The 24768-nt window shown below is 62.8% G+C and carries 24 protein-coding genes; 9 read left to right on the top strand and 15 right to left on the bottom strand.

Annotated features, from left to right (window positions below):
* Positions 1-4 precede the first annotated feature (4 nt).
* The 4 genes from APH25_RS22025 (at position 5) to APH25_RS22040 (ending at position 3268) form a co-directional block, all read left to right on the top strand.
* Positions 5-1288: an NTP/NDP exchange transporter gene (locus APH25_RS22025; RefSeq protein ID WP_060483382.1), complete on the top strand. Its 1284-nt coding sequence runs from the start codon at positions 5-7 to the stop codon at positions 1286-1288.
* A gap of 147 nt (positions 1289-1435) precedes the next feature.
* Entirely contained in the window at positions 1436-1612 is a 177-nt protein-coding gene (locus APH25_RS22030; protein WP_028634022.1) for a general stress protein, read from the top strand.
* 126 nt (positions 1613-1738) lie between these two features.
* Positions 1739-2326 (top strand): nucleosidase, encoded by a 588-nt coding sequence (locus tag APH25_RS22035; RefSeq protein WP_060483383.1) that lies wholly within the window; start codon positions 1739-1741, stop codon positions 2324-2326.
* A gap of 81 nt (positions 2327-2407) precedes the next feature.
* A complete protein-coding gene (locus tag APH25_RS22040) occupies positions 2408-3268 on the top strand; it encodes a Ku protein (protein ID WP_060483384.1) in 861 nt (286 codons plus the stop codon).
* Positions 3269-3273: 5 nt separating this feature from the next.
* On the opposite strand, the gene APH25_RS22045 is transcribed toward APH25_RS22040, so the two are convergent.
* Genes APH25_RS22045 through ligD form a run of 5 tightly spaced genes read right to left on the bottom strand, consistent with a single transcriptional unit; the run spans position 3274 to position 8857 of the window.
* Positions 3274-3933, bottom strand: coding sequence for a glycosyltransferase family 2 protein (locus APH25_RS22045; RefSeq protein ID WP_028634019.1), 660 nt, complete (start codon positions 3931-3933; stop codon positions 3274-3276).
* Entirely contained in the window at positions 3930-4529 is a 600-nt protein-coding gene (locus tag APH25_RS22050; protein WP_060483385.1) for a bifunctional 2-polyprenyl-6-hydroxyphenol methylase/3-demethylubiquinol 3-O-methyltransferase UbiG, read from the bottom strand. The genes APH25_RS22045 and APH25_RS22050 overlap by 4 nt, the downstream gene beginning before the upstream one ends.
* Positions 4530-4540: 11 nt before the next feature.
* Positions 4541-5296 carry a PIG-L deacetylase family protein gene (locus tag APH25_RS22055; RefSeq protein WP_060483386.1) on the bottom strand — a complete coding sequence of 252 codons (756 nt, stop codon included), beginning with the start codon at positions 5294-5296 and terminating at the stop codon, positions 4541-4543.
* On the bottom strand, positions 5293-6336 hold the full coding sequence (locus APH25_RS22060) for a hypothetical protein (protein WP_060483387.1): 1044 nt from the start codon (positions 6334-6336) through the stop codon (positions 5293-5295). Before APH25_RS22060 ends, APH25_RS22055 begins: the two co-directional genes overlap by 4 nt.
* A gap of 31 nt (positions 6337-6367) precedes the next feature.
* Positions 6368-8857, bottom strand: coding sequence for a DNA ligase D (gene ligD / locus APH25_RS22065; RefSeq protein ID WP_060483388.1), 2490 nt, complete (start codon positions 8855-8857; stop codon positions 6368-6370).
* 145 nt (positions 8858-9002) lie between these two features.
* Here ligD and APH25_RS22070 point away from each other — a divergent pair, with 145 nt between their 5' ends.
* Both APH25_RS22070 and APH25_RS22075 read left to right on the top strand, forming a co-directional pair.
* On the top strand, positions 9003-9467 hold the full coding sequence (locus APH25_RS22070; protein WP_060483389.1) for a hypothetical protein: 465 nt from the start codon (positions 9003-9005) through the stop codon (positions 9465-9467).
* On the top strand, positions 9464-9688 hold the full coding sequence (locus tag APH25_RS22075; protein WP_028634013.1) for a metallothionein: 225 nt from the start codon (positions 9464-9466) through the stop codon (positions 9686-9688). The genes APH25_RS22070 and APH25_RS22075 overlap by 4 nt, the downstream gene beginning before the upstream one ends.
* A gap of 82 nt (positions 9689-9770) precedes the next feature.
* Here APH25_RS22075 and APH25_RS22080 read toward each other — a convergent pair whose 3' ends face one another.
* Genes APH25_RS22080 through APH25_RS22095 form a run of 4 tightly spaced genes read right to left on the bottom strand, consistent with a single transcriptional unit; the run spans position 9771 to position 13622 of the window.
* Positions 9771-10724 carry a lysylphosphatidylglycerol synthase domain-containing protein gene (locus APH25_RS22080; protein ID WP_060483390.1) on the bottom strand — a complete coding sequence of 318 codons (954 nt, stop codon included), beginning with the start codon at positions 10722-10724 and terminating at the stop codon, positions 9771-9773.
* Positions 10724-11926 carry a cardiolipin synthase ClsB gene (gene clsB, locus APH25_RS22085; protein WP_060483391.1) on the bottom strand — a complete coding sequence of 401 codons (1203 nt, stop codon included), beginning with the start codon at positions 11924-11926 and terminating at the stop codon, positions 10724-10726. The genes APH25_RS22080 and clsB overlap by 1 nt, the downstream gene beginning before the upstream one ends.
* A complete protein-coding gene (locus tag APH25_RS22090) occupies positions 11923-12708 on the bottom strand; it encodes an endonuclease/exonuclease/phosphatase family protein (protein ID WP_060483392.1) in 786 nt (261 codons plus the stop codon). Before APH25_RS22090 ends, clsB begins: the two co-directional genes overlap by 4 nt.
* Positions 12705-13622 (bottom strand): DUF72 domain-containing protein, encoded by a 918-nt coding sequence (locus APH25_RS22095; protein WP_060483393.1) that lies wholly within the window; start codon positions 13620-13622, stop codon positions 12705-12707. Before APH25_RS22095 ends, APH25_RS22090 begins: the two co-directional genes overlap by 4 nt.
* Before the next feature lie 181 nt (positions 13623-13803).
* Here APH25_RS22095 and APH25_RS22100 point away from each other — a divergent pair, with 181 nt between their 5' ends.
* Positions 13804-14355: an ATP-dependent Clp protease proteolytic subunit gene (locus APH25_RS22100; RefSeq protein WP_060483394.1), complete on the top strand. Its 552-nt coding sequence runs from the start codon at positions 13804-13806 to the stop codon at positions 14353-14355.
* 21 nt (positions 14356-14376) lie between these two features.
* On the opposite strand, the gene APH25_RS22105 is transcribed toward APH25_RS22100, so the two are convergent.
* Both APH25_RS22105 and APH25_RS22110 read right to left on the bottom strand, forming a co-directional pair.
* Complete coding sequence (locus tag APH25_RS22105) at positions 14377-14775, bottom strand: NUDIX hydrolase (RefSeq protein ID WP_060483395.1); 399 nt, start codon at positions 14773-14775, stop codon at positions 14377-14379.
* A gap of 91 nt (positions 14776-14866) precedes the next feature.
* On the bottom strand, positions 14867-19006 hold the full coding sequence (locus tag APH25_RS22110) for a CheR family methyltransferase (RefSeq protein WP_060483396.1): 4140 nt from the start codon (positions 19004-19006) through the stop codon (positions 14867-14869).
* A gap of 248 nt (positions 19007-19254) precedes the next feature.
* Between APH25_RS22110 and APH25_RS22115 the strand changes: the two genes are divergently transcribed.
* Positions 19255-19524, top strand: coding sequence for a DUF6555 family protein (locus tag APH25_RS22115; protein WP_028634005.1), 270 nt, complete (start codon positions 19255-19257; stop codon positions 19522-19524).
* A 22-nt stretch (positions 19525-19546) separates the two neighbouring features.
* Here the strand turns inward: APH25_RS22115 and APH25_RS25570 are convergent, their stop codons facing one another.
* Together APH25_RS25570 and APH25_RS22120 are read right to left on the bottom strand one after the other, a co-directional pair.
* Positions 19547-19717, bottom strand: coding sequence for a hypothetical protein (locus APH25_RS25570; RefSeq protein WP_154660081.1), 171 nt, complete (start codon positions 19715-19717; stop codon positions 19547-19549).
* Positions 19718-19865: 148 nt separating this feature from the next.
* Positions 19866-20480 carry a response regulator transcription factor gene (locus APH25_RS22120; protein ID WP_060483397.1) on the bottom strand — a complete coding sequence of 205 codons (615 nt, stop codon included), beginning with the start codon at positions 20478-20480 and terminating at the stop codon, positions 19866-19868.
* 113 nt (positions 20481-20593) lie between these two features.
* Here APH25_RS22120 and APH25_RS22125 point away from each other — a divergent pair, with 113 nt between their 5' ends.
* The gene (locus APH25_RS22125; RefSeq protein WP_060483398.1) at positions 20594-22216 is read left to right on the top strand and encodes a hybrid sensor histidine kinase/response regulator; all 1623 of its coding nucleotides are present in this window, start codon (positions 20594-20596) and stop codon (positions 22214-22216) included.
* Between the two features lie 19 nt (positions 22217-22235).
* On the opposite strand, the gene APH25_RS22130 is transcribed toward APH25_RS22125, so the two are convergent.
* Complete coding sequence (locus APH25_RS22130; RefSeq protein ID WP_060483399.1) at positions 22236-22535, bottom strand: hypothetical protein; 300 nt, start codon at positions 22533-22535, stop codon at positions 22236-22238.
* Between the two features lie 159 nt (positions 22536-22694).
* Positions 22695-24749 carry a phenylacetic acid degradation bifunctional protein PaaZ gene (paaZ, locus tag APH25_RS22135; protein WP_060483400.1) on the bottom strand — a complete coding sequence of 685 codons (2055 nt, stop codon included), beginning with the start codon at positions 24747-24749 and terminating at the stop codon, positions 22695-22697.
* Between the last annotated feature and the right edge of the window lie 19 nt (positions 24750-24768).

Consider the following 24768-nt stretch of genomic DNA (forward strand, 5'->3'; position numbering starts at 1 on the left):
CGCGATGACGAACCTGCGGCGCCGTCTGCAACAGCTGCTCGATATCCAGCCCGGTGAAGCACCCGCAGTGCTCGCCGGCCTGCTGTTGTTCTATCTACTGTTCACCGGCTACTTCATGCTTAGGCCCGTGCGTGAAACCATGGGCATTGCGGGTGGTGTAGACAACTTGCAATGGCTGTTCACCGGGACTTTCATCGTCACACTGGTATGCCTGCCGTTGTTCGGCTGGCTGGCCTCTAAAGTACCGCGCAGGCTGATCCTGCCGTGGACCTATGGTTTTTTTGCCAGCAACCTTGTGTTGTTCGCCCTGCTCATGGCCCGGTCGCCTGATGCGGTGTGGACGGCCCGCGCATTTTACATCTGGCTGTCGGTGTTCAACCTGCTGTGTATCTCGCTGGCGTGGAGCGTGCTGGCAGACCTCTTTTCCACTGAGCAAAGCAAGCGCCTGTTCGGCCTGCTTGCGGCTGGCGCCAGTTTGGGTGGGCTCACCGGGCCCTTGCTGGGCGCATTGCTGGTGGCGCCACTTGGTCATGCCGGGTTGCTGGTGCTGGCGGCAGGCTTTTTGGTTGCAAGCATCCAGGCCACACGTTTTCTGCAGCGCTGGCGTGCTGCACAGCCGATCACAAAGCGAGCGCCTGTGCCGTCCCGGCAGCCACTGGGCGGCAACCCCTTCGCAGGTGCGACAGCGGTACTGCGTTCACCTTACCTGCTGGGCACTGCTCTGTTCGTCGTTTTGCTCGCCAGTGTCAGCACGTTCCTGTATTTCGAGCAAGCTCGCATCGTCAGCCAGACCTTCACCGACAGTACCCGGCAGACACAGGTATTCGGCCTGATAGACGGCTTGGTGCAAGCACTGGCGATTCTCACTCAACTGTTCCTCACGGGGCGCTTGGCTCGGCGGCTTGGCGTGGGCGTGCTTCTGGTGGCAGTGCCCATGGTAATGGCTGTGGGCTTCATTTGGCTGGCGATGGCCCCCGTGTTCGCAGTATTCGTAGTGGTCATGGTTATACGGCGGGCCGGGGAATACGCACTAGTGCGCCCTGGGCGGGAGATGCTGTTCACAGTGCTACCGGCCGAAGACAAGTACAAGGCCAAGAACTTCATCGACACCGTGGTGTACCGAGGCGGCGACGCCATAAGCGGCTGGCTCAAACGCGCTCTGGATGTAATGGGCGAGCACCCTCAAGCTGCCATGCTGATCGGGGCGGCTATCGCCACAGGCTGGGCTGTGACCGGGGCATGGTTGGGCCGGCGCCAGGCCCGCCTGGACACCCCGGCACCCCACTGACCGCCACGCCAAATACCCAACGCTCGCATATTTAACGCCGCCGGTCAGATGGCGGCTGTTTAAAGCGAATCACCGCTGATGGCCGCACTCTGAACCCATGTACGGCACAATTGCCGTGCATCCCGAAGTCATACGAGGTTTCAGACCATGGCCAACAAAGAGAACAGCCGCAGCGGAAATCAACAAGGCAGCCAGGGCGGTACCAAGAACCCAGGCAACTTTGCCAATGACCGTGAAAAAGCATCCGAAGCCGGGCGCAAAGGCGGCCAGCATTCCTCCAGCGACCAAGGCGGTAAAGCCGGGCCAAAAGGCGGCCGTTCGTAAGTGAGGCTACGCGGTGCCGAGGTAACCCGGCACCGCGCATTACAGGTAGGCAACGACCCGCTTGCAATGCCGCCGAGTTGACTGACAATACCCGGGCCCGTTCCTGTCGACTGGAATCAATGCCCGATGATGCTGACCCCGCTGTTCCCCCAAGTCTCGCCTGAAGACATCCTGTTTGTATTTGCACTCGAAGCCGAAGCCGGCCAAGTATTCGGCCACCTCAATACCGTATTTACCGGCATTGGCAAGGTCAATGCAGCTATCACGCTCACCCGTGCCATCACCCGCCATAGGCCTCGGCTGATCGTCAACCTGGGATCTGCCGGGAGTAAACGCCATGGCAAAGGCACTGTGGTGTGCTGCAACCGCTTCGTGCAACGGGATATGGATGTCACCCCCTTGGGCTTTGCCCGCTACGAGACACCCTTTTCGGATATGCCAGTAGTGCTTGAGCATGGCACGGCCATCTCGGGTTTACCCCTCGAAGCCTGCGGCACCGGTGACAACTTCGAAGTGAGCCACGGCGACGCACCCTATGACGTGGTAGATATGGAAGCCTATGTGCTGGCATTGATCGCCCGCAGTGAAAACATTCCTTTTGTCTGCCTCAAATATATTTCCGACGATGCGGGTAGCGAAGCGGCGAGTGACTGGGCCGTGCAGGTGCACCTGGCCGCCGAGGCCTTCAAGCGGGTGCTCTTCCAGCCCCGGTGAGCCACCGGGCGAACAGGCTAAACCTTCCCTGGCCAATGCAGTCACTTGAGTTATCGGTCCATCATTCAGGGGGCATGCTCAATGGCCAGGGCAATCTGGAAAGGCGCAATCAGTTTCGGGCTGGTGCATATACCGGTCGCGCTGAACACGGCGGTAAGCACCGAGCGAGTCGATTTCGACTGGCTCGACAAGCGCAGCATGGACCCGGTGGGCTACAAGCGCATCAACAAGGTGACTGGCAAGGACATCGACAAAGAGCACGTCGTCAAAGGTGTGGAATATGAAAAGGGCCGCTATGTGGTTATCAGCGAAGACGAAATTCGCAAAGCGCGCCCGGAAGCCACCCAGACCATCGATATCTTCTCGTTCGTCGATGCCGGGGAAATACCCCTGCAGCACTTCGACACGCCTTACTACCTGAGCCCGGACCGCCGGGGCGGCAAAGTGTATGCGCTACTGCGCGAAACACTGGCAAGCACCGGCAAGGTGGCGCTGGCCACCGTGGTCTTGCACACCCGTCAGCATTTGGCCTTGCTCAGGCCGCTAGAAGACGCCCTGGTGATGATTACCTTGCGCTGGCCTGAAGAAGTGCGCGGCCTGGATACGCTGGAGCTGGACACCACCGTTACGCAAGCAAAGCCAGACAAGCGTGAGCTGGACATGGCCAAGCGTCTGGTCAAGGACATGTCGGGTAGCTGGGCACCCGATGAGTATCATGATGCGTTCAGGGAAACGATCATGGAGCTGGTAGAGGAGAAAGCCAGCAAGGGCAAGATTGAAACGGTCGAGAAGGGCGATGCAGGCGGCACCGAAAAAAGCGCCGATATCATCGACCTTACCGAACTGCTTAAACGTAGCCTCGGGGGGAAAGCAGCTGCGGCAACAAACAAGAAAACCGCAGCCGAGAAAAAGCCGGCCAAGCGTTCGCGCAAAGCGTCGTGAACGCGTCAGAGGGTTTTCTGCAGCCCCGCCAGATAGTCGCCAAACCCTTCTCGGGCGCGGCTCTCGCGTCGGCTGCTGGTGGCCACGCTGTGCTGCCCGCTCCAGCTGATGGCAACCCCTAACGCCTCCAGCCCCCTGACCAGTTGCACATCCTCATGTGCCGCGAGCGCCTTGAAACCACCCACCAGTGCGTAAGCATGCGCACTCACCCCCAGGTTGGCACCATGAATGTGGCGGTGCCCGTCCTTGTCGTCGTACCGGCTGTGATACAGCCGGCGCAGCGCGGCCTTCTGCCATGGCTCCCACCGCTGCACATGCACCGTCCCACAAACCACCTCCGTGCCGCATCCCAGCTGCGATACCAGCCAGTGCAACGGCACCTGGCTGTCGGCATCGGTGCAGGCCAACCAGGTGGCGCCGCGGTCCAGCATCCAGGCGGCGCCGGTACGCCGGGCTTCGCCCACGTTACCGGCCTCAATCGCCACAGTTTCGATACCATGGCGCAGCGCAACCGCGGCGGTGCTGTCGGTACAGCGGTCAAGCACCACAACGATTTCAACCCTGTGCCCCGCATCCCCGGCATATCGGGCAGCCAGCAGCGCAGCCTTGAGGCAGCGGCCCAGGCGCCGGGCTTCATTGTGGGCAGGGATGACGATGCCGATCATAAGCAAGTCTCGTCGAGGTCGACCACGCTTGGCTGGGCGGACCAGTACGCCATGATGAAGTCCGCTTCCTCGTGGCAGAACAGAGGATAGAGGGGAAGGTGCTTTTCCAGCATGCGGTGTACCTCGCGGCCATCTTGAGGGCAACCTGCGATGGGGTGCTTCCAGTGGCAGGTCAGCAGCCCGCCGTCATAGGTAAGGCTGGCGACCGACTGCTCGATAACCTGCAACCAGTCTGCAGGGTCCAGGTAATAGCCCACCTCGCTCAGTACGATCAGGTCGAACTGCCCCCCAGGCCAGTCCGCTGGCAAACGCGCCACCTCTGCGTGCACGTGGGGGGCCTCGGCGAGCCGGCCAAGGGTGAGCCTGACGGCGGTAGGGTCGAGGTCCTGGCACACCAGCGCTCCACAGCGCTCGGCCAGCATGACGCTGAGCTCGCCATTGGCGCACGCCGGCTCGAACACGCGCTGGTAGCACTGCCGCGGCAGGCTGGCCATCAGCAGGTCCCGCTTGCGCTTCTCGTACCAGCGTGTTCGAAAAGCCCAGGGGTCCTCGTTCGTGGCATACAGGTCGGCGAAATACTCGGCGTCAATGCTCATGGCAGCTCCATTCACAGGAAGACCAGTTCGAAGGGTTGCAACAGGCAGTCCAGCAAGTCTGGGCGCAGCACCGGTGGGTTGCAGCCATCCGGTTCAAACTGGCTGGCGTGCGCGGCGATTGCCTTGCGCTTGCGCCCCACCTGGCCTTCATCCAATTGCAAGCGATGCGCCCGTGGCCACGGCAGGCGGGGGTCATCGGGCTGGGCCCAATGCCAGGCCCAGACGGGCACCTCGGCCAGTTGCACCTTGCGGGCAAGGGCTGCCTGGGCCGCCGCCCGGCCGACCGCTTCGTGATCGCAGTGCCCATCGCCCCGCCAGGTGGCCATCAGCAAATCGTCAGGCCGCAGCAGCTGCGTGAGGTGGCTGACCAGAAACGCTTCTTCGCGGGGCAGCTGGCCATCTTTGAGATTGAGCCGTCGCCAGTCCAGGCGGCCGGGGTCCAGGTTAAGTTGCTGCAGTGCCAGGCGGCTTTCCTGAGGCCGCTGGCGGCGCAAGCGATGCTCGGTCCAGTGGCTGGACCCAGGGTGGCTGCCTTCGCCATCGGTGGCCGAAACAAGCACCAGGTCCTCTTCTCGCCCCCTGAAGCCGGCCAGCAGGCCGCCGGCCATGAGAATCTCGTCGTCCGGGTGCGGCGCGATCAGCACCAGGCGCCGCCCAGATGGGCAAAGTTGGTGGGCATCCAGCCACGTGGCGCGGGCCAGATGGGCGGATTGCTGCCAGGCAGACCACGGCGTGCCAGGGCTTTCTTCGATCAGGTTTTCGCTCATAACTGCCATGCTCCAGCGGGTACCTGTGTGAGTTGTTGGCCCAGTACGGCCAGGTCACGCTCCGCGTGGCTCTGGCGGATGAACACCGGCAGGTCCGCGCTGAGCCGGGCGAAGTGGCTGCTGCGGCAGAACGGGGTGGCCCCCAGGGCTCGGCCGACGTGGCTGATAATCTGTTCGACCGCCTGTTCAACCTGCGCGCGGGTACGGCGCACCTGCAGGCTGGCATCGGCTTGCGGCTGCTGGTCGATCCAGGCGGCGCATGCACGCAGGGCTGCCTTGGCGCCGTACAACGCGGCATCCACTGCGCCCAGGTGCGCATCGGCGTGGGGGTCAGGGTGCGGCTTGGTGCAGTGCTCGCGCAGGTAGCCAGCCAACGCCTCGGCGGCGCCGTACCAACAGGCGGCGATACCACCGCCGCCGTGCCAGAAGCCAGGCCGTGACAGGTATTGGCCGGGCTGGCCGACCAGCACGCCCGGTGTATCGTCGAGTTTGATTTCAACGCTGGCGGTAGTGGCCATGCCGACCGCCTGCCAGCGTTCGCTATTCAAGCCCTGGCCGGGCTGTGACAGCTCGATGGCGACCAGTTGCGGACGCATTTCTTCGTCCCACGCCGTGATCAGCGCCCGGTCGACCTGTAGGGCACCCGAGCACCAGGCCTTGCGGCCGCCCAGGCGAACCTGGGTGCCATCCCGCGCAACGATAATGGCTCGAGCGTCAGGAGGCTCGGCCGCCCACACGCCCCAGATTCCGCTCTCAGCGTAATGAGCGGCGCCACATTCGGCCATGATTGCCAACGCATCGGTATGGCCCTCGTAAAGCTTCGCCAAGGCCAGATCGCACCCGGCCACCCGGGCAAGGGCTTGCCAGCGCCGCAACGTGTCGCCATGGCCGGGCAGCGGCAACTGGTCCAGATGATCGGCTTGCAGAGCCTGGAGCAGTGGCGGCAATTGCGTATCCAGGCTTAGCGGTTGCGGGCGCTCGCCGAAGGGGCGCAGCACGCGGTCCAGGTGAGTCAGGTCGAGGTCCTGCGCGGTGGTCATGGGCGTCCCTCCTTGGCTTGGTACTGGGTAATCATTGCTCCACGCCCAGTTGTCGGCGCATGCGCGCGGTAATGGACTGCCGGGTATTGCCCAGCTCTGCCCAGGGGTCGTCCACCTCGGCGAGCCGCTGCGCCAGGTTGGCGATGGTCCACTGATTGGCGGCCTTGAGCTGGGCCAGCTCTTCACGCCAGATAGGCACGGAAACCGGCAGGCCTTCGCGGGCACGCAGCGAATAGGCACAGGCAGTAGTGGCACCTTTGCCATTGCGTAGGTAGTCAATGAAAATACGGCCCACCCGGTTTTTTGGGCCTGAGACTGACGTCAGCCGGTCCGGGAACAACTGGGCTAGATAGGTCACAATGGCGTGGCTGAACGCTTTTACCTCTTCCCAGCCCACCCGGCGCGTCAGCGGCACCACCAGATGAATGCCTTTACCGCCGCTGGTCTTGATGAACACGGTGAGCCCTAGTTCATCGAGCAGGGTCAAGGTCAGCTGGGTAGCCTCCAGCATGGCTTTCCAGGGGAGCGCCGGGTCAGGGTCCAGGTCCAGGACGAACCGGTCCGGCTTGTCGAAGTTGCTATCGATTGCATTCCAGGTGTGCAGCTCAAGCATGTTCATCTGTACGGCACCCAACAGGGAATCTGGCCGATTGATGACCATGGCAGCCTGGCCTGCTTCGGCCTTGTCGTAGCCGCGCAGGTGAGGGATGTGCAACTGCTCGGCGTTCTTCTGAAAGAACAGCTCACCCTCAAGCCCATCGGGGGCACGCACCAACGCCACGGGTCGGTGCTTGAGGTGCGGCATGATCCACTCACTGACAGCAGCGTAATAGTGGGCAATTTCGCGCTTGGTGACGCGCGTAGTGGCGTCGATCACCCGGTCCGGGTGGGTGAGGCGCAGTTTGCCCAGATCTTCTGATTGCTCAGTGGCTTTGCGCCTGGCGGTGCTTTTGCCGGACATGGGTTGCTCCAGGTCTATGTGGCGGGCGGGTTTATCGTGCCGTAGCCCATGGAACACCGCATGGCGAACGATGCCGTCACGGGTCATCTGCGCGTAGGCAACTTCTGCCAGTAATAGTGGCTGCAGCCAGTGAACGACCCGCGCCTCTGCGCCACTCGGTGGGTGGGCCAGCGCAGGCTCAGCCACCTGCAACGGTTCGAGGCGGGCACGCAGGCTGGCCAGCGTTGCTGCGCTGAACCCCGTGCCCACCTTGCCGGCATAGCGCAGCTGATGCTTTTCACCGTCATGCAAGGCCAGGAGCAAGGCGCCAAAGCCTTTCCGGCTGCCTTTGGGGTCTGTGTAGCCAACGACTACAAACTCCTGGCGGCGACCGCACTTGAGTTTGATCCAGTCGGCGCTGCGCTTGCCCAGGTAGGGGCTATCGGCGCGTTTGCCGATAAGCCCTTCCAGCCCAAGGCGACAGGCACTTTGGAGCAACGAATCGACCGGCTGATCGAAATCTGCTGAATACATCAGCCGCCCATCGGCACTGTGTTGTAGCAGCTGTTGCAGGGTTGCACGACGTTGCTGCAAGGGCAGGGGACGAAGGTCTTCACCGCCCAGGAACAGCAGGTCGAAGACGTAATAGACAATGGCATCATCCCGCTCGGTGTCGAACGCATTTTGCAGCGCCTGGAAATCGGCCACCCCCTCGGCGTCGTTGACCGCCATCTCGCCGTCGAGCCAGGCTGAGTTCAACCCCAGTGCACGCAACGCCGCGACCTGGCCTGGCATCTTGGCAGTCCAGTCATGGCCGTTACGAGTGAACAGGCGGATATCCTCCCCCTCGACACGGGCGAGAATGCGATAGCCGTCGAATTTCACCTCATAGCGCCATTCACCACGGGGCGCCGTCTCAACCAGGGTTGCCAGTTGTGGTTCAAGCGCCTTCGGCAGCCCGGCGCCCGTTGGCTTGCGTGCAGCCGTCTTGGTCCTCGGCTGTTTGGCCACTTTGGCTTTCGGTATCAAGGTGCGGTCGCTGAGCACACTGTCGGGCTGCTCATCCACCACGACGTACTCGCTTTCGGGGCGGGCCTGGCTGTCATTGGATTTGACCAGCATCCACTGCTCTTTCTTGCCCGCCATCCGTGTGCGAAACAGGTTCCACACGCCGCCCAGCTTTTCGCCCTGCAAGCGGAAGCGCAGCTTGCCCTTGGCATAAGCCTCGGCCGGGTTGCCTTCGGGCTCCCATACGCCTCTGTCCCACACGATGACATCACCGCCACCATAGTGGCCTTCAGGGATATGCCCTTCAAAGCTGGCGTACTCGAGCGGATGATCTTCTACGTGCACCGCCAGCCTTCGTACTTTCGGGTCCAGGGAAGGGCCTTTGGGTATGGCCCAGCTCTTCAGCGTGCCTTCAAGTTCCAGGCGGAAATCGTAGTGGAGGTGGCTGGCATCGTGTTTCTGGATGCAGAACTGCAAGGCATGGGCGCGCTTGCGCTTGCCCCCTTGGCCACTGGGCTCCGGCGTGGCATCAAAATCACGCTTGCGTGCATATTCCGCTAGGGACCTTGCCATCACTGGCTCCACACCATGAGTGTCTTGGTGTTGGGAGGCAACCGTGGAACAGGGAGTTCAATAAATCGGATGGCCCGGAAAAACTCTGAATCTTCCTGCGCCGGGCAGAGTCGACCACAAGTGAGCCACTTGAAGGAGACGCCACATGGCCAAGCCAAACGACCCCAAGCCCTACACACCCACTGAGATTGACAACATTGAAGACCGCATGGGCAGCGTGCACGAACTGGATTTCAGTGAACGCCTGGACGAGCGGCGAGGGCGGGTGGGTGATGAACGGCCTGCAGGTGACATCGAGCAGGAGTTCCCCGCTGAGCGCGTGGCCGAAAGCGGCATGACCGGGGGCGAGGCCCTGACCGACAGCCTGCACGAAGACAACGTGACCTACGATGACCTGAGCCCTGACACGTTGCTGGATGAAACCGGCGCGCGCGACCCGCACGAACCCGGCCATGGCGGCCCGGCAGATATGGAGCTTACCGAGGTGGATGCCGACGAAATTGGTGGTGGTATCGGCCTGGATGAAGCTGAACTGGCCCGCTCCGCGCCGCTGGACGGCGAGCCATGGAGCGATGATGTAGTTGACGAAGATGACCGGAGCCCACAATGAGCGAATTACGATGCGCCTGCACTGAATGTTCCTGCACGGTCAATGCCGTGCCGCAGAATGGCAAGGCCTACTGCTGTGAAGCCTGCGCCACCGGCCACCGCAGTGGCGACCCATGCCGCATGCCGGGCTGCACCTGCGGCCAGGTAGCCCAGAAGAAAGAGAGCAGCGTCGATAACGCGCTCGATGAAACCTTCCCCGCCAGCGATCCCATCTCGCCCTGAGCATAGGCTGCCAGACGACCCTGCTGATCAAAGCGGGGTCGTTAGCTGCTAGTCACTTCCTCGTTCCATCTGCCCCCATGGCTTATGTCTGCGCAGGCTTCTCGTGCTGACGCATGGCCTTTGCACGCTTCTCCAGCACCAGGTAAGTGATCACTGCTAATACCAGGGGGATGAGGTAATACAGCGTGCGGTAGGCCAACAGGGCTGCCACCAGGCTGCCCTGGGCCATCTGCCCTTGCAGCAGGCCAAGAAAGACGGTTTCCAGCACACCCAACCCGGCAGGGATGTGGGCCACCACCCCCGCCACGCAGCTGATCAACAGAATGCCCAGAATGGACGGGTAGAAGGCCTCGTCTGGCAATAGCCAGAAGATAAGCAGCGCCATCATCGCCCAGTTGCTGGCGCCCAGCACCACTTGGCAAACCGCTAGGCGCAGCGAGGGCAAGGTGAGTTCATGCTCGCGCCAGCGCCAGGTACGCTTCGTCGCAAACCCGCACGCCAGTACATAGCCTGACGACACCGCCAGCAACAGGAAGCCGATCATCTGCAGGCCGGTCGTGCCTACTGCCCAGTGGGACGGCAGCTCTACCAGACGTAGGGCAAACACGCTGCCCGCGATCAACATGTAGCCCATCCAGTTGGTCAACAGCCCCAAGGTCAGGATGCGGGTGATGGTGGGGGTGTCCAGCCCCAGGCGCCCGTACAAGCGATAGCGCAGGGCAACACCGCCTACCCAGGTGGTGAAGTTGAGGTTGAACGCATAACACACGAACGCGATGGGCAGCACTTGCCTGGCCGGCAGCCGGTGGCCGGTGTAGGCACGCGCCAGCATGTCGTAGCTGGCGAAGATCAGGAAACTGCACAACGCCATGACCAGCCCGATCGCCAGGGTGCCGGGTTTGTAGGCCATCAGCGACTGGCGCACCTCGTTCCAGTCCAAGTTGCGCGCCAACGTGAACAGCAGTGCCGGGATCAGAATCAGGAACAATACGGTGAATAGGCGCTTGGCCCAGGTCCGCCAACGCTTGCGCTCCATCAGGTGTTGCCCTCGTTCAAGTTGCCTTGGGTCGCCACTTCCGGTTGCTGCGGTTCCAGCCGCTTGCGGTGGGCCGGAAACCAGCCGGCAATGCGCGGGAAGTGGCGTACTGCGTGGAAGCACAAGAAAATCAACGGTGCACGCCACCAGTAGCCCCGGATCATGCGCTCCAGGGTCACAGGCTTGCACTGCTCACTGGCCAGCGACTGCAAGTGCTGGTACAGCTGCTGGTTGAAGGCGTGGTCGCGGATAAACAGATTGGCTTCCAGGTTAAACGACAGGCTCAGGGGGTCGAGGTTGCTGGAGCCCACCGTAGCCCACTGGTCATCGACCAAGGCCACCTTGCCATGCAGGGGGCGGCGGCAATATTCGTGTATACGCACGCCATCGCGCAGCAGGTAGTTGTAGAGCAAGCGCGACAGTGCACGTACCCAACGCATGTCCGGCTCGCCCTGCATGATCAGCGTGACCTCTACACCCCGCCGTGCGGCGTTACGCAGTTCACGCAGCAGCCGGTAGCCCGGGAAAAAATAGGCGTTGGCCACCACGATACGTGAACTCGCTTTGCGCAGTGCTTCGAGGTAATACGCTTCTATGGCGGTGCTGCGTTGCCCGTTATCACGCTCCACCAGCACGGCAGTGACATCGCCAGTGGGGGCGGTGACAGGGCGCACGTCACTCGGCGGTTCCAGCACCGGGGACATCAGCCGACGGCTCACCGCGTGCACCTGTGCGACCACAGGCCCGGTGACTTCAACGGCGTAATCCTGTTTGGCCATGGGCCCGAAATCACCGAGGTGATCGGCGCTGTAGTTGATCCCGCCAATGAAGGCGCGCTGGCCATCGATCACCACGATCTTGCGGTGCAGCCGCCTGAACAGGTTGGTCCGCATGCCTGCCAGGCGCGGTTGCGGGTCGAAGAGGTGGAAACGCACGCCGGCATCGGTCATGGCCGCAATGAAATCGGCCGGCAAATCTGCCGTGCCGTAACCGTCAGCCACCACCTCGACTCGCACACCACGGCGGGCAGCATCCGCCAGCACCCGTTGCAGCTGCTGGCCCACCTTGTCGTCGTAGATGATGAAGGTTTCCAGCAGGATCTCTTCCCGGGCCTGGGCCATGGCCTCGAAAACCCGGGGGTAGTACGCCTCGCCATTGATCAACAGTTCGACGCTGTTGCCCTCTACCCAAGGTCTTTTCACACGCTAATCTCCGCAGCCAGAGGGGCGTGGTCGGACAAGTGCGACCACGGGTAATTGGACAGCACCTGGGCCTTGGCCGGCATACCGTTGCGCACGTAGATGCGGTCCAGCCGCAGCAGCGGCAGGCGCGCGGGAAAGGTGCGTGCCGGCGCACCGAAGCGCTCACCGAACGCCTCTACCAGCGACTGCGACAGCACCGCGTCAGCCTTCAGCCGCCAGTCGTTGAAATCGCCGGCGATGATCACAGGGGCTTTGGCCGGCAAGCGCTCCAGCAAGTTCAGCAGCAGTTTCACCTGGCTCTGCCGGTGGGCTTCCCGCAGGCCCAGGTGCACGCAAATGGCATGCACCTCGTCGTGCCCGGGCACCTGCAGTTGGCAGTGCAGCAGGCCGCGCTCCTCGGTGCCTTGCACGGTCACGTCGAGGTTCTGCGAGCGCAGGATCGGGAACTTGGACAGCAGCGCGTTACCGTGATCGCCATGGGGGTACACGGCATTGCGGCCGTAGGCAAACTGCGGCCACATGCTGTCGGCCAGAAACTCGTACTGGGGGGAGGCCGGCCAGCCTGGGTGGCGCAGCGCGTGCTGCGCATGGCTGCCATGCACCTCCTGTAGAAAAACAAGGTCTGCACCGGTGGCCCTTACCGCCTCGCGCAGCTCCGGCAGGATGAAACGCCGGTTGAAAAAGGTAAAACCCTTGTGCACGTTAAGCGTGAGCACATTCAACCGATGCACGGCTGTGCGGCTGCCGGCGGCGGGGTGGGGCGCAGATAGCGTCGAATTCAAAGCTCTACCTCAGGTTCAGTACCGGGTTCGGTCATCAGGTCGTGGTCCAGGTGCAGTTTTTCCAGCAGGCGACGTGCGTCATAGGGGGCGTGGACCTTTTGATCGTTATCGAAGTAGCAGTACACGTCACGCGATGCCTTGCGGGGCGGCGGGCCCGGTACGATCAGCCGTGCGTCGTCCGCCTGGTCGCCCTTGGTCCATCGCTCGATGCGGTGCTTCCAGCGGCGCAGGGCGGCAACCGTATAGCCGCTGCTGTACAGCTCCACATCGCCATGCAACCGCATGTACACGAAGTCAGCCGTAAGGTCCTCGGCATAGGGCCACTTGCCTGCGCTATCGGCCACCACCAGGGCAAGGTTGTGGGCGCGCAGCAGGTCGACGAAGGCGTCGCACATGAAACTGTCGTGGCGCACCTCAACCGCGTGGCGCAGGGGTGTATTGCCGGTGATCTCAGCACCGCCGTTGCCCTTGAGCCGTTCACTGCAGTTTTTGGCACAACGCCGGGCCGCGGCCCGGTCGTGGGGCAACAGTTGGAAGAACTCGGCGAAGCGGGCTTGATCGAACTGCATGTTGGGCGGGAACTGCCACAAGAACGGGCCTAACTTGTCGCCCAACATGAGCGGCCCTGACGCAAAGAAGTTGGCCAGCGGCTCCTGGATGTCCTTCAACCGGCGCACATGGGTGATATAGCGCGGCGCCTTGACTGAAAACACGAAATCATCAGGCGTGGCCTGGGCCCAGCCAAGATACCGCTCAGGTGTTTGCAGGCTGTAAAACGAGCCGTTTATCTCGATGGTGTTCACCGCCCGTGAGGCGAAGGCGAGTTCGTCGTCCTGCCGCAAGCCCTGGGGGTAGAAATCCTTGCGCCATGGGCCATAGCGCCACCCTGAAATGCCAATGCGCACGTCGCTCACGGTCCCTCCTTACTGCTTGTCGCCCCGTTCATCCATGCGACCGATGCAGCTACCCGGTGGTTCAGCCACTGATGCCCAGCGGCGCATGGCGGGTGGATTGAACTTTGCCGGCCAGTGCGCTTCCACCGTTCAGCAAGAAGGCAATGCACCACGCACTCAAACGAGCCTTCTGGAGACAGGCATGGCCAGACACATCATCCATTTCACGGGCCCCATTAACTCGTCGACGTGCGGCAACCTCATCAATACCTGCACCAAGGCTCTGAACCAGGGCGCAGAGGAGCTGCAACTGAACATCGCGACCATGGGCGGAGAATGCAGCTACGGGTTTACCCTGTACAACTACCTGCGGGGCCTGCCCATCAGTGTGCATACCCATAACCTGGGTACCGTGGAGTCGATGGGCAATATCCTGTTTCTGGCGGGCGATCACCGTACCGCCTGTACCCACAGCAAGTTCCTGTTCCACCCCTTTCACTGGACCTTGCACGGCTCCGTCGACCATGCGCGCATGGCCGAATACGCGATGAGCCTGGACTACGACCTGCGGCTGTATGCAGAGATCGTCTCGGAACGTACCCAAGGTGGCAGTGAAGTACTGGACGTGCCCCGTTACCTAATGGCGGCCCCGCGCATACTTGGTCCGCAGGAAGCGTTGGACAGTGGTCTGATCCATGGGATAGATGAGATGCCCATCGAGGCTGGCGTGTGCCAATGGAGTGTTCACGCCTGACGAGCGCGTTGTGGCAGCCTGCTAACGGACAGAAGCAGCGGTAGAGGCGTCACAGGCGAGCAAGGAGCGTATAAGGTCCTTTATTTCGCCTTTCAATGCCGCGACATGGTCGATATGGGCAAAGCGAAAGTCAGTGATCTCGTGCATGGCGCAAGGCTTTGGGGCGTCGTCAAACTCTGCTTCGAACACATAATGCATCCGTTCGGTGGACTCGTGGCGCATCAGCAGCGTGAGGTTCATGGCCTGCAGGCCAGTTTCTTCGAGCAGCTCACGCTCCGCCGCCTGGGCAGGTGTCTCACCGGGTTCGACCTTGCCGCCGGGCAGCGTCCACGGCGCTTTGTGCTTGCGCACCCACAGCCACTTGTGGCCGTGCTTACCATGGCGGCAGATGATGGTGGCGCGGGCTTTGGTCGATTTCATGCAGGCTCCTGGTGACGCATATTCCTATGAGGAATTAGTCACCAGGAGCCACACATTGGTGTCTTGAGGGCACGTCAATCCCGACGAACGGTCAGTACGGCACCGATCCGTGCAGGTTTTCGATAGCCTCTACCAATTCGTCGTAGCCAACCGGCTTGTTCAGGTGGCGGTCGAACCCGGATTGCCGAGACTTGTGCTGGTCGGCGCTGGCCCCGTAGCCCGTCAGGGCAATTGCCGGGACATGCTTCAGATGGTCCAGCGCACGGAGTGCCCGAATCAGAGCATGGCCGTCCATGACCGGCATACCGATATCGGACAGGATGATGTCGTAACGCCCCGTTTGCGCGGCCGCCAGGGCCTGTTGCGGGTCACTGAAGGCACTTACCCGGGCGCACTCCATTTCCAGCAGCTGCTGCATCACATCCAGCACCTCCGGCGAATCGTCCACCAGCAATACATGGATGCCGCTCAGCCGGCCATCGGTGTCGGGGTCGCTGGGTGCCACCGGTGTGACCTGGCCGGCGTGCGCCAAGGGCAGGGTAACGGTAAAGGTGCACCCCTGGCCGATGCCAGCCGACCGCGCATGCACGGTGCCGCCGTGGGCTTCGACCAGTTGCCGCACCAGCGACAGCCCGATGCCCAGGCCCTCGCGGGCCGGGTGCCCCCCTTGGGGCGCAGCCTGGCTGAACAGGTCGAAGATGTGCTCCAGGCTATCTGGCGTGAGGCCGATGCCCTGGTCGATGACGCGCAGCGATACCTTCGCCTCGTCGTGGCTCAGCGCCAGGCGGATCGGGCTGCCGGGCGGGCTGAACTTGATGGCGTTGTTCAACAGGTTCCAGATCACCTGTTCCAGGCGGGTGTTGTCGCCGTCGATATACAGCGGCAAGCCGTCGGCTGGCAGCTCCAGCAGCACGCCCGAGGCCGGCTGCTCACTCACTACCACGGCGTGGATGCCTTGCACGATGGCCGACACATCCACGGGCTCGGTCTTGAGCTTGAGTTTGCCGGTGCGAATGCGCGCCACATCCAGCAGGTCATCGATGATGCGTGCCTGGCTGGTGACCGCATCACGAATGGTCGCCACCGCCTTGCTCGCAGCGCCCATGTGCACCACGGATGGCAAGCGCCGAAGGATCTCGGCGTTGAGCTGGATGAGGTTGAGCGGGTGCTTGAGCTCGTGCGACATGATGGCGAAGAACTCATCCTTCAGGTGGCTGTTGCTCTGCGATTCGGCCAACTGCTTGCTCTGCTCGTCATGCAGCCGTTTGAGGCCGGTGAGGTCGCGGGCGATCTTGACGAAGCCGCGCAGGGAGCTGCCCTTGAGGCGTGAGATTTCACCGCTGGAAAAGAAGCGGCTGCCGTCCTTTCGCACATGCCAACGCTCGTCCTGGCCCCGGCCATTCACCCGGGCGGCGTGCAGTTCGTGCTCGGGCACACCGTGCTGGCAGTCTTCTTCGGTGAAGATGAGCTGGTAGTGCTGGCCCATCACCTCGGCTTTGCTGTGGCCGAAAATCAGCGTGGCACCGGTGTTCCAGTCGGTGATCAGGCCCTGTTCGTCCAACAGAATGATGGCAAATTCATGGGTGCTTTCGGCCACCACCCGCATGCGCTCTTCGCCCAGGCGTACGCGCTCTTCGGCGGCGCGGCTCTTGCTGATGTCGATGAAGGTGAGTACCGCGCCGTCGATCTTCTTTTCGCTGGAGCGGTAGGGCAGCAACCTCGCCAGGTACCAGTGCTGGTCCTTGCCGCCAATTTCCCGCTCGATGATGTGCTCGCCTTTGACCACGGCCCGGGCGTCATCCCCCAGGGCGGGGTAGTCCAGCCGGTGGGTGATGTCGAGCAGGGAGCGGCCGGTGTCCACCGGCAGCATGTTGAACAGGTCGGTAGCACGGGGGGTGAACCAGCGGATGTGCAGGTTGCGGTCGACAAACACCGTGGCGATATCGGTACTGGCGATCAGGTTGCTGAGGTAGTCGTTGACCTTGTCGGTTTCCTCGACCTTGTTCTTCAGCTCGTAATTGACCGTCAGCAGCTCCTCGTTGATGGACTGCAGCTCTTCCTTGCTGGTTTCCAGCTCTTCGCTGGCCGAGCGCAGCTCTTCGTTGATCGCCTGCATCTCTTCGTTGGAAGCGGTCAGCTCTTCGCTGGAAACTTCCGACTGCTCAATGGTTTCCTGCAATTGCAGGCGCGTGCGCTGCAGTTCGCGCTCAAGGTTGTTCAGCACCATGCTGTCGGTTTGGCGGATGGCGCCCGGCAACGGGAGCGACAGGTCTGGCGCGCGCTCGTCGAACACCACCAGCAGGTACTCGCCGGTGGTGAACTCATCCTTGTGGGGCTGAACCGTTATTTCCACCTGGGAGCGCTGTTCACCTTCGCCCAGGTCAACCGGCCGGGAAGTGACGGCTTCGCTACCCTGGCGTGCCTGGAATAACGAACTGCGCAGGGCCAGGCGCAAGCTGGGCAACACCAGGTTGAGCAGGTTACGGCTAAGCTCGCCGCCGCCTAGTTGCATGTAGCGCCCAACCCCCTCACTCAGGTGCAGGATGGTGCCTTCGCCGTCGATGATGAGGCTGGGTGGGGTGCATCGCGCCAACGCCCGATGGTGGACTTCGGCGAAATCAGGCTTGCGTGCTGCTTTTGCCTTGCCTGGAATACGCACCTGCAGGTTGGGCAGGTCGGCCCCCGTCAACTGGCGCCCGGAACGCGGGTTGCTATGGTTGACTTCGCGCGCGCGGTAAATACGGTTGCGTTTGTCGACCACGGCAAACAGCTCACTGGCGAGCTCGGCGGACTCGGAAGTGCCCAGAAACAGGAAGCCGCCCGGGCGCAGGGCAAAATGGAACATCCGCAGGATGTCCTTCTGGATCTCCCGGTCGAGGTAGATGAGCAGGTTGCGGCAGACGATCAGGTTCAACTGCGAGAACGGTGGGTCAGACAGCAGGTTGTGCCGCGCAAACAGTACCTTCTCGCGGATTTCCTTGCGCACGTGGTAGTGCTGGTCTTCCCTGACGAAGAACTGGCGTAGCCGGGAAGGCGGCACGTCGGTCACGATCGATTCCGGGTACGACCCCTGGCGGGCATTGACGATGGCCCGTTCGTCCAGGTCGGTGGCGAACACCTGCACCTGGCTGGCGCGCTGTTCCACGGCAAGTTGCTCGCAGGCAAGGATGGCCAGGCTGTACGCTTCTTCGCCGGTGGAGCAGCCGGCGGACCAGATGCGAATCTCGCCTGCACCTTCGCTGGGGTCCGGTTCGCTGACCAGCTGTGGCAACACGTGCCGCTCCAGGGCCTCGAAGGCTTCCCGGTCGCGGAAGAAATTGGTAACGCCAATCAGCATGTCGGCGAGCAGGGCTGCCGACTCGTCCTGGTGTTCTTCAAGGTAATGCAGGTAGGCGGCCAGGTCGGGCTGACCGGTCACGTGCAGGCGCCGTTCGATACGGCGCAGCACGGTCGCGCGTTTGTAATGCTGGAAGTCGTGGCCGGTGACGCTGCGCAGTTGCAGCAGTATCTCCTCAAGCAGGGGCTCGGAGGCTTGCGGGTCGCCTGCCCGAGTACCCAAGGCAGGTGGCAGCGTGTCGTCGTCAATGCGAGGCAGCTTTACCTGGCAGGCGTTGTGCCACAGCTCCATGAGTTTCTGCGCCAGTTCCGCAGCCGGCAGCACCACATCCACCAGGCCGGTCTCGATGGCGGCCCGGGGCATGCTGTCGTATTGCGCATCGTCCGGGCTCTGCACCAGGGTCACGCCGCCTTGCTCCTTGATACGCGAGAGCCCCACCGCGCCGTCCGCGCCGGTACCGGACAACACGACGCAGAACGCATGGTCCTTGTGCACATCGGCCAGGTCACGGAAAAACAGGTCGATCGCCACGTGGTCGCCGCGGCGCCGGTTGGCCGGTGCCACACGCAGGTAACCGTCGTTGGTCGAGAGCCGATTGGCAGGCGAAATGACGTAGACGTGGTTGCGCTCGATAGGCACCGGCTCGGTGACCTGGCGCACTGGCATGCTGGTGGTTTCCTGGATGATGCGGTCGGCGACGCTTTGATGGTCGGGCGACAGGTGCAGCACGATGACAAAGGCCATGCCGGAGTCTGCCGGCATTTGCCGGAACAGGGTGCAGATGGCCTCCATGCCACCCGCCGAGGCGCCGATGCCGACCACTGGGAAGTCCAGGTGGCTGGGGCTGAGATTCGACGGGTGGGGCGCAGCGGGCTGGTTAGCGGTCGACTTCATGGCGGTGCCTTGTACAGACCTGACAGACAGCCCATCGACGCATCGCCGGGCAGGAAGGCAGCCATTATAGGCACCGCACCTGGGGATTCGCGAGCGCTCTGATATTACGCCAATGGTTGGCCCGCAAGTTTTTGACATCCTGGCGTGGCGGGGGCGCTGTGCAGCCTAGGCTTCACATCCGATGGAATTTTTGGCCAGTCCCAAGACTCCATCCTTGGGTCATCCATGGAAAAGAGGAGGGTCGAGCGATGCCTAGTCCCCAGCTGTACATCATCGACTACAAGCTTCACGGGGAGCTGCGCAGTTTCATCATCCGCCTGGAGCGCATGGACAACGCAGAGGCGTGGCACTGGGCGAGCTGTGATGCCGGCATTGGCATCATCCCGAAATTCGGGCGCGAGAAAATCCGCAAGGTCAGCCGGCCAATGGCTGAACGGTACGGTGTCACCGACGTGAGCTGGCGAATTTCAGGCAGCAAGCCCAACCAGTCAGTAGAAGACCCGGCGACCACTGCCTGAAACCACGGTTGATAACGCCCTGTCAGGCCCCTGACTCGGGATCACTGGCGGGCACAGCTGGCCGGTTTTGCTCGTCATCTGCTATGCCAGGGTCTGTGTCAGGGTCATCCACCCGGTCGTTACGCCGGTCTGGTTCGAGTTCCGGCCAATCATCCTGCACGTTACCGCCCCCCATCCAGTGCCTGGTACTCATGTTTGCGCCCTCCGTCCGGGTAAAAGGGCCCGCCTATGGGCGGGCCAACACAGGAGTGAGAGGCCAAGCCACCGATGACCTCTCATAGTGTGAGAAGCGCTTAACGTGTGAGAGGTCCCCGCCAGTTGGCTCAACTCGGACCAACGGTTCAACTGCCGGTGTACTTGACTGCGGCAGCGGTGCGGGAGCTGACGTTCAACGCTTTCAACAGTGATGACACATGGATGCGCACGGTGAACGGCGAGATGTCCAATTCCTTGGCGATTTCCTTGTTGGTCTTGCCTTGGGCAATGAGTTGCAGCACTTCCTGCTGACGCTGGGTGAGCTGCTCCACGCCCTGCTCGGCGTCGAGGCTGGGCAGCAACCCTGAAGGCAGGTACCGAACCAGCACATCGCCCTGGCGAATGGCCAGGATGGCCGCCCCGATTTCCTCAGCGCTCAGGCTCTTGCCAATAAACCCGTCCACGCCCGTGGCCATTACCTGCTCGATGATCACCGGGTCATCGACCATGGACACGATGATCAGCGTGGTGCGCTGCCACTGCCGGCGCAGCTGCGCCAGGCTGGCGATGTCTGCCAGACCAGGGAAACGCAGGTCCAGTATCAGCGTATCTGGCACGTCCCCGACCACGGCCAGGGCGATCACCTCGTCCAGCCTCCCTGCTTCTTCCACGCAGGCACCCGGCAGCACGCGCTGCACGGTGCGCACCATGGCTTCCCTGAACAGCGGATGGTCATCCGCCACAATGATGCGACACTTCACGCTTGGCAACTCCCTATGGCCGCGGTTGGATCCAACCATGTTAACTTAGCATCCCCTCCAGGAAGGGCCTGCTCGCACTCGCTTGATTCAGCCGCACGGAAAGGACAATGCCCATGGAACTGGACAAGAACACTGAACTGGACCAAGCGAACCTGCGCCTGGTGGTGGGCAGTTGTGCACTGGTGTACGTCAGCCTGCTGGTGTTTCTGCCCGGCAGCACGCCTGGCGTCCATCTCACCGTAAGCTGCTACATTTTCATTTTTCTGTTGGTGTCGGTGGCTTTGCGCCAGGCCATCGACCGCTGGCCCGGCCACTACCCCTGGCGGCGGGTGCTGGGCATGGTGCATGACTACACCGGCACCTGCTTTGGCCTTGTGGTAGGCGGCGAGCCCGCATTGCCGCTGTATGCAGTGATGGTGTGGGTGAACCTGGGCAACGGCATGCGCTTTGGCTCGCGCTACCTGGCGATTGCCACTGGCCTTGCGCTGGTGGCGCTGCTGGTCGTGTACCAGATTACCCCGTACTGGCAGGCCAACCCGTTCATGGTGCTGATGCTGCTGGTCACCAGCACGGTGATACCCGGCTACGCCCACTTGCTGCTGGAGCGCACCCGCAAGGCGTCGGAGCAGGCGGCGGCGGCCAACCGCGAAAAATCGCGTTTTCTGGCCCAGGCCAGCCATGACCTGCGCCAGCCGATTCACTCCATCAGCCTGTTCACGGCGTGCCTGCGCGAGGCACGGCTGGGGGAAGAAGAGCGCAGCCTGGTGGACAGCATCGACCGCTCGCTGTTGAACGTGTCGCAGCTGTTCCGTTCGATTCTGGACCTGTACACCCTGGACAACGGCCGTGTGCAGCCTCGCTACGAAACCTTTGCGCTGGGCGAATTTCTGGCCGAGCTGTTGCGCCAGAACGCCGAAGCAGCCCGGTGGGCCGGCGTGGACATGCGCCTGCGCCCCTGCACCCACTGGACACGGGCTGACCGCGGGATGCTGGCCACCATGGTGCAGAACGTGCTGTCCAACAGCTTCAAGTACGCCGCGCAACGCCCACTGCTGATTGCCGTAAGGCGCTGTGGTGACGGGCTGGCCATTGTCATCTGCGACCAGGGCAGGGGTATCGACCCGGCGCACCAGGCGCTGGTCTTCGAAGAGTTCTACCGGGTACGGCAGGTGCGTGACAAGGACATCGAAGGCGTGGGGCTGGGCCTGTCGATTGTGCGCAGGCTGGGCCGGTTGATGGGTTTGCACGTGCAACTGCGCTCGCGGCCGGGGCATGGCACCACACTGGCCCTGCAAGGCTTGCCGCGCCTGACTGCGCAAACTCAACGGGTGGTGACGGAACAGACACTGGCAGCGCCCGGCATGCTGAGCGGCTTGCGCGTGTGCCTGATCGAGGATGACCACAACGTGTTGCGCGCGACCACCGGGCTGCTGCAGCGCTGGGGGTGCGAGGTGGCTGCGCACAGTTCGGCGCAGGTCACCAACCGTGACTGCGACGTGATCGTGGCGGACTATGACCTGGGGCAAGAGGCGACCGGTGTGGATTGCATTGAACGGTTGCGGGCGCAGCGGGGGTGGGCAGTGCCAGCGCTGATCATGACCGGCCATGACCCGGACAGAATCCAGGCAGTGGTGCAGGGTCGCGACATCGCGGTATTGTCCAAACCCGTGCGCCCAGCCGAGCTGCGGGCCGCCCTGCGCACGTTGCGCGAAGGTGCGGCGGCGCCGGTCGGTTAAACCAGCGCTGTATCAGCGGCTACTGCAGCCTCGGGGTTTCGCCTTCCTTCACGCAGCTGGGTGAAGGTTGGTAGATACCCATCCCCGCCACCGCCACCAGGCCGCCGCTCGGGATCTGACACTCGAATCGTCCTTTGCCAGTGGCTGCCGTGTAATAGGTAATGGTGCTGTCGTTGCGCACGTCCGCGATCCGGGACACCTTGGTGTTCAGCACCAATTCGGTACGTTGCTTGAGGGTTTCCTCAGAAGGCTTGACGGTCTGGCAGCCGGCCACGCCGACCAGGATGGCAGCACTGATGATCAGTTTGAAGGGGGTCATGAAGAAGCTTCCTTGGCGGTGTTATTCCCGAACTATAAACCCACGAGTCAGGCGGGGCGATTAGGACGGATGTACTAAATAGCCAGAGGCCACCACCTTGCTGAATCGCTTGTGCAGCCGTCGCGGCGCACGGCTCGGGGCCGCGACGGCTGCTGCCGCTTATACAGGTTGCTTGAGCACTAGTGTCAAGATGTCATAACTGGCAACCACTTCCCCCAGCTGATTGGTCACTTCCACATCCCAGGCCACCACCCCCTGGGGTTGGCCCAGCGGGCTGGTCTTGCCCTGGTCGATCTTGCGCTTGCAGGTCAGGCGCGCCTGAATGGTATCGCCGATGCCTACCGGGTTGATGAAGCGCAGGGTGTCCAGGCCATAGTTGGCCAGCACGGGCCCTTCTCCGGGGGAGACGAACAGCCCGGCGGCGGCCGACAACACGAAGTAGCCATGGGCAATGCGCTTGCCAAACTGCGAGGCCTTGGCGGCAATCTCGTCGAAATGCATGTAGAAATGATCGCCCGACAGGCAACCGAAGTTCACCAGGTCGGCTTCGGTGACCGTGCGCCGGTGGGTGAGCAGCGACTCACCGATGCGCAGCTGTTCGAAGTAGCGGCGGAAGGGGTGCACCTCGGTTTCGATCACTTCGCCGCCACGCACATACTCACCGGTGACTGCGCTGAGCATGCTGGGTGAGCCCTGTACGGCGGCGCGTTGCAGGTAATGCTTGACCGCGCGCAGGCCGCCCAGTTCTTCACCGCCACCGGCGCGCCCAGGGCCGCCATGCTTGAGCTGCGGCAGTGGCGAGCCGTGGCCAGTGGATTCCTTGGCCGCTTCGCTGTCCAGCACCAGCAGCCGGCCATGCCAGGCGGCTGCGACGGGAACCGCCTTGGCTGCCACTGCGCGGTCGCTGGTCACCAAGGTGGCCACCAGGCTGCCTTTGCCACGGGCCGCGAGGGCCAGGGCTTCGTCCAGGTCGTGGTAGGCCATCAGCGTGCTCACCGGGCCGAAGGCCTCGATGTCGTGGGCGCCGCCTTCGGCATGGGGGTCGCGGGCCTGGAGCAAGGTCGGCGCGAAGAAGGCGCCTTCGGCCACGCCTTCGCCGCGTGGGGCGAACACGTCGCTGGCCCCGAACAGCTGATCGCAACTGTGCAACAGGCTGCGCACACGTTCGGCCACATCGCGCTGCTGGTCATGAGACGCCAGGGCGCCCATGCGCACGCCCTCCACCGAAGGGTCACCGACCACCACCTTGGCCAGGCGCTCACGCAGGCGCGTGGCAACGGCGTCGATATGCCTGGCCGGCACGATGGCGCGGCGGATAGCGGTGCATTTCTGGCCGGCCTTGGTGGTCATTTCGCGCACCACCTCCTTGATGTACAGCTCGAATGCCTCGCTGTCCGGGCTGACGTCGGGCCCAAGAATGGCGCAGTTGAGCGAATCGGCCTCGGCGGTGAACGGTACCGAGTGGCGTATCAGGTTAGGGGTGACGCGCAGCTTGGCGGCGGTGTCTGCGGAGCCGGTGAACGTCACTACGTCCTGCCCTTGCAGGCGATCGAGCAGGTCGCCGGTGCTGCCGATCACCAGTTGCAGGCTGCCTTCGGGCAGAAGCCCGGAGGCGTGCATCAGGCGTACCACCGCTTCGGTCAGGTAGCTGGTCGAGGTGGCCGGCTTGACGATGCACGGCATGCCAGCCAGGAAGGTGGGCGCGAACTTTTCCAGCATGCCCCAGATAGGGAAGTTGAAGGCGTTGATGTGCACCGCCACACCCGCACGCGGCACCAGGATATGGGTGCCGGCAAAATGCCCGAGCTTGCCCAGTGCCATGGCCGGGCCCTCGTGCAGCACATTGCCGGACGGCAACTCCCGGCTGCCGATACCGGCATAGGAAAACAGCGTGGCATTACCGCCTTCTATGTCGATCCAGCTGTCGGCGCGGGTGGCGCCGCTGTGGTGAGACAGGGCATACAGCTGTTCCTTGCGTTCGGCCAGGTACAGTGCGATGGCTTTGAGGCGTGCAGCGCGCTGCTGGAAGTCCATGCCCATCAGGCTGGGCAGGCCGCGTTGGCGGGCGAAGTCCACAGCCTCGGCGAAGTCGGGGCGTTCCTCATGGCTGTAGGCGAGTGTGTGCCCGTCAAGGGCGCTGCGCAGGGCCTGGGCACCGTGTTGGCCCAGCCAGCGGCCGGCGATGAAGCTTTGCAGGGTAAGGGCGGCAGACATGCGTTTCTCCAGGCGAGTC

Origin of the sequence: Pseudomonas sp. NBRC 111119 (assembly GCF_001320125.1) — a bacterium.
Classification (GTDB): Bacteria; Pseudomonadota; Gammaproteobacteria; order Pseudomonadales; family Pseudomonadaceae; genus Aquipseudomonas; species Aquipseudomonas parafulva.

What these genes read in the sequence shown, in the direction of transcription:
- paaZ (WP_060483400.1), bottom strand. Translation starts at nt 24,749, where the DNA reads ATGTCTGCCGCCCTTACCCTGCAAAGCTTCATCGCCGGCCGCTGGCTG.
- APH25_RS22130 (WP_060483399.1), bottom strand. Translation starts at nt 22,535, where the DNA reads ATGACCCCCTTCAAACTGATCATCAGTGCTGCCATCCTGGTCGGCGTG.
- APH25_RS22050 (WP_060483385.1), bottom strand. Translation starts at nt 4,529, where the DNA reads ATGAGCATTGACGCCGAGTATTTCGCCGACCTGTATGCCACGAACGAG.
- APH25_RS22075 (WP_028634013.1), top strand. Translation starts at nt 9,464, where the DNA reads ATGAGCGAATTACGATGCGCCTGCACTGAATGTTCCTGCACGGTCAAT.
- APH25_RS25570 (WP_154660081.1), bottom strand. Translation starts at nt 19,717, where the DNA reads ATGAGTACCAGGCACTGGATGGGGGGCGGTAACGTGCAGGATGATTGG.
- APH25_RS22070 (WP_060483389.1), top strand. Translation starts at nt 9,003, where the DNA reads ATGGCCAAGCCAAACGACCCCAAGCCCTACACACCCACTGAGATTGAC.
- APH25_RS22055 (WP_060483386.1), bottom strand. Translation starts at nt 5,296, where the DNA reads ATGAGCGAAAACCTGATCGAAGAAAGCCCTGGCACGCCGTGGTCTGCC.
- APH25_RS22025 (WP_060483382.1), top strand. Translation starts at nt 5, where the DNA reads ATGACGAACCTGCGGCGCCGTCTGCAACAGCTGCTCGATATCCAGCCC.
- APH25_RS22040 (WP_060483384.1), top strand. Translation starts at nt 2,408, where the DNA reads ATGGCCAGGGCAATCTGGAAAGGCGCAATCAGTTTCGGGCTGGTGCAT.
- APH25_RS22080 (WP_060483390.1), bottom strand. Translation starts at nt 10,724, where the DNA reads ATGGAGCGCAAGCGTTGGCGGACCTGGGCCAAGCGCCTATTCACCGTA.
- APH25_RS22060 (WP_060483387.1), bottom strand. Translation starts at nt 6,336, where the DNA reads ATGACCACCGCGCAGGACCTCGACCTGACTCACCTGGACCGCGTGCTG.
- ligD (WP_060483388.1), bottom strand. Translation starts at nt 8,857, where the DNA reads ATGGCAAGGTCCCTAGCGGAATATGCACGCAAGCGTGATTTTGATGCC.
- APH25_RS22100 (WP_060483394.1), top strand. Translation starts at nt 13,804, where the DNA reads ATGGCCAGACACATCATCCATTTCACGGGCCCCATTAACTCGTCGACG.
- APH25_RS22035 (WP_060483383.1), top strand. Translation starts at nt 1,739, where the DNA reads ATGATGCTGACCCCGCTGTTCCCCCAAGTCTCGCCTGAAGACATCCTG.
- APH25_RS22125 (WP_060483398.1), top strand. Translation starts at nt 20,594, where the DNA reads ATGGAACTGGACAAGAACACTGAACTGGACCAAGCGAACCTGCGCCTG.
- APH25_RS22045 (WP_028634019.1), bottom strand. Translation starts at nt 3,933, where the DNA reads ATGATCGGCATCGTCATCCCTGCCCACAATGAAGCCCGGCGCCTGGGC.
- APH25_RS22030 (WP_028634022.1), top strand. Translation starts at nt 1,436, where the DNA reads ATGGCCAACAAAGAGAACAGCCGCAGCGGAAATCAACAAGGCAGCCAG.
- APH25_RS22115 (WP_028634005.1), top strand. Translation starts at nt 19,255, where the DNA reads ATGCCTAGTCCCCAGCTGTACATCATCGACTACAAGCTTCACGGGGAG.
- APH25_RS22105 (WP_060483395.1), bottom strand. Translation starts at nt 14,775, where the DNA reads ATGAAATCGACCAAAGCCCGCGCCACCATCATCTGCCGCCATGGTAAG.
- APH25_RS22110 (WP_060483396.1), bottom strand. Translation starts at nt 19,006, where the DNA reads ATGAAGTCGACCGCTAACCAGCCCGCTGCGCCCCACCCGTCGAATCTC.